Below are 2,381 nucleotides of genomic sequence, written 5' to 3'. Positions count from 1 at the left end.
TCTGGGCTTGTCCGTTGAAGCAGGCGGGCATTCTACTGATTGAGCCGTTAACGTCAAGCGTTTATTTTCAATCAAGTTTTAAGCCGTTTTCGCCATACTGATTGGGTAGGTAGCACTTGAATCATGTGCCGCTCTCCGTGTCAGTGAGGCCGCATTATAGAGACTGAGATCACATTGGCAAGGCTTTTTATCTGTTTTTATTCCGACTGAACACAATTCAACCTAAACTTTAAAAAACACAACAAATTGCAACATTAGATAGGCGTCACATTCACTTACTGGCAATAACACTTCAATAACCGTAATATCGAACCGACAATTGTATTTATTTTAGTCAGCATTGATTTCGATCCTTCATGCTATTTCTTCTAACCGACTTTTAAATTTAATGATTATGAAAACATCTATTAGTTTGTTAATTACCGCTGCCATTGCTTTGATTGGCTTTTTTATCCTTAACAGTTCACAAACTGTGATTACAAGTAACGGGGCATCATTTGCTCTAGGCGCTATTTCTGTTGGTATTGCCCTTTCTCTTCTTTCTACTAAGTCTGCGGGTGAAAGTTCATCTGAACTACCAACTTCTACAAATAGTAAAACCATCTATGTCGGCAACCTGCCATATCGCGCTAATGAAAACGACGTAAAGGAACTCTTTGCCAAACATGGTGAAGTATTTGCAGTTCGTTTAATGAAAGACAAGCGCACGGGTAAGCGTCGAGGTTTTGGCTTTGTTGTAATGGCAGCAGCCGATTCACCTGAAGCGATAGAAGCACTTAACAATGCAGAATATGGTGACCGAACGTTGAAGGTACGTGAAGCTAACGATCCTAGAAAATCGGAGCGCGCTTGATCGGTGAGAAGCCAAGCTTCTTCATTTCTTGATTCAACGCGACTTCATCTTCAACGGCAGCACTGCTGAAAACAGAGTGCAGCAACTGACGATTAAAGGAGGCCTTTTGGTCTCCTTCTTCATTTAGTAAGCCATTCACTCTACTCGCAATGGCTTGCCCGGAATCAATAACGACACAATCGCTTCCCATAACCAGCTCGATCTCCCGCTTTAATAGCGGAAAGTGCGTACAACCCAATACGATGCAATCCACGTGATTAACGAACGGTGCCAATATTGTTGAAAGTGTCGATGGGTTAACAGGAACCCCTCTTAGCTTTGCTTCTCCCATTTGCACAAGCTCGGTAGAGCCAACCATAGTCACTTGGCAGTAAGGGGCAAAATCTCGAACGAGCTGCTGGGTATAGTCACGCTTCACGGTTGCAGGTGTGGCCAATAGGCCGATTCGTTTGCTTTGACTGATCGCTGCCGCGGGCTTGATGGCAGGAACAACCCCCACCACAGGAATTGACAGTCTTTCACGTAGTGGAGGAAGAACAATGGTGCTTGCGGTATTACATGCAATCACGACCAAGGCGATATCATGCTCTGCACACAGTGTAGAGACCATGCCACATACACGGCTCACCAATACATCGTCGGCTAACTCCCCGTAGGGAAATGCTGCGTTGTCAAACGCATAGATAATGTGCTGCTCAGGCATTGTTTTCGCTATTTCTTTAAAGACGGATAAACCTCCGACGCCAGAGTCAAAAATCAGCACACTTTTCACTATCATTACCTTTTCTATGGTTTTCGTCGCAATGATACGTTGTGAACGCAGTCTTTTAAATCTCCGGTTCACTCAGTCGGTAAATCTGATGATGAAAACGCCCTTCCAACACCCACTTATCCACTTCCACCGCTAAAGGCCAAGAAAAGCACGGTGCATCGGTAACTAATGTATGAAACTCACCATCCTCACCACAAGGATCACAGCTCTGTGGTAATTCGCCTAACAATTGATGCTCATAAAGACGGCCCAAAAATACTGAATTAAGCTGGGAGGTATCTATTGTCGTAAGGTGAGTCACGATACCTTCTTCTATTATCTCGTTAGCCAATCTAACACTCGATTGCCCTAACAAAGGGAAAACACATTCCCATCCTTGCGGCTCAATATAGCTTCGGCGATATGCTTCTATGCCGTTACAAAACATGTCTCCAAATGCGACTGCGTCAATTTCAAGACCACTATCTTTTATACCTTCAATAATAGCTTGTTGATAAACATGGTTTGGCGGGAACACTTGTTCTAATTCGATAAGCACTAAAGGTAAGCCAATGCTCTTAGCTTGCGCCTTGACGATATCGATTGGCGTAGCTTGAAAAGGCACTTCCCCATTCACATACGACGTATATAAACCGACGACTTCATAATCAGGATTTTGTTGAAGCCGACAAAGTGTGAGCGTTGAATCTTTACCCGAAGACCAGCTGACAATAACCCGTTTTTTCATGTTTACTTCCAAAAGAAAAGCCGCCTGAT

3 protein-coding genes are annotated in these 2,381 nt (G+C 43.8%); 1 reads left to right on the top strand and 2 read right to left on the bottom strand.

What is annotated here, in order from left to right; genetic code table 11:
• Positions 1-394: 394 nt before the first annotated feature.
• A complete protein-coding gene (locus LRP50_RS25100; protein WP_028024320.1) occupies positions 395-853 on the top strand; it encodes an RNA recognition motif domain-containing protein in 459 nt (152 codons plus the stop codon).
• On the opposite strand, the gene murI is transcribed toward LRP50_RS25100, so the two are convergent.
• Together murI and LRP50_RS25090 are read right to left on the bottom strand one after the other, a co-directional pair.
• Positions 831-1,631 carry a glutamate racemase gene (murI, locus tag LRP50_RS25095; protein ID WP_274167123.1) on the bottom strand — a complete coding sequence of 267 codons (801 nt, stop codon included), beginning with the start codon at positions 1,629-1,631 and terminating at the stop codon, positions 831-833. The genes LRP50_RS25100 and murI overlap by 23 nt on opposite strands.
• A 49-nt stretch (positions 1,632-1,680) precedes the next feature.
• Positions 1,681-2,352 carry a Dph6-related ATP pyrophosphatase gene (locus tag LRP50_RS25090; RefSeq protein ID WP_274167124.1) on the bottom strand — a complete coding sequence of 224 codons (672 nt, stop codon included), beginning with the start codon at positions 2,350-2,352 and terminating at the stop codon, positions 1,681-1,683.
• Positions 2,353-2,381: the final 29 nt, after the last annotated feature.

It is taken from the genome of Enterovibrio gelatinilyticus, assembly GCF_028683095.1.
Taxonomy (GTDB): Bacteria; Pseudomonadota; Gammaproteobacteria; order Enterobacterales; family Vibrionaceae; genus Enterovibrio; species Enterovibrio gelatinilyticus.
The sequence above is the reverse complement of the archived record's forward strand: the minus strand, read 5'-3'. Positions and strand labels throughout refer to the sequence as shown.

What these genes read in the sequence shown, in the direction of transcription:
- LRP50_RS25100 (WP_028024320.1), top strand. Translation starts at nt 395, where the DNA reads ATGAAAACATCTATTAGTTTGTTAATTACCGCTGCCATTGCTTTGATT.
- murI (WP_274167123.1), bottom strand. Translation starts at nt 1,631, where the DNA reads ATGATAGTGAAAAGTGTGCTGATTTTTGACTCTGGCGTCGGAGGTTTA.
- LRP50_RS25090 (WP_274167124.1), bottom strand. Translation starts at nt 2,352, where the DNA reads ATGAAAAAACGGGTTATTGTCAGCTGGTCTTCGGGTAAAGATTCAACG.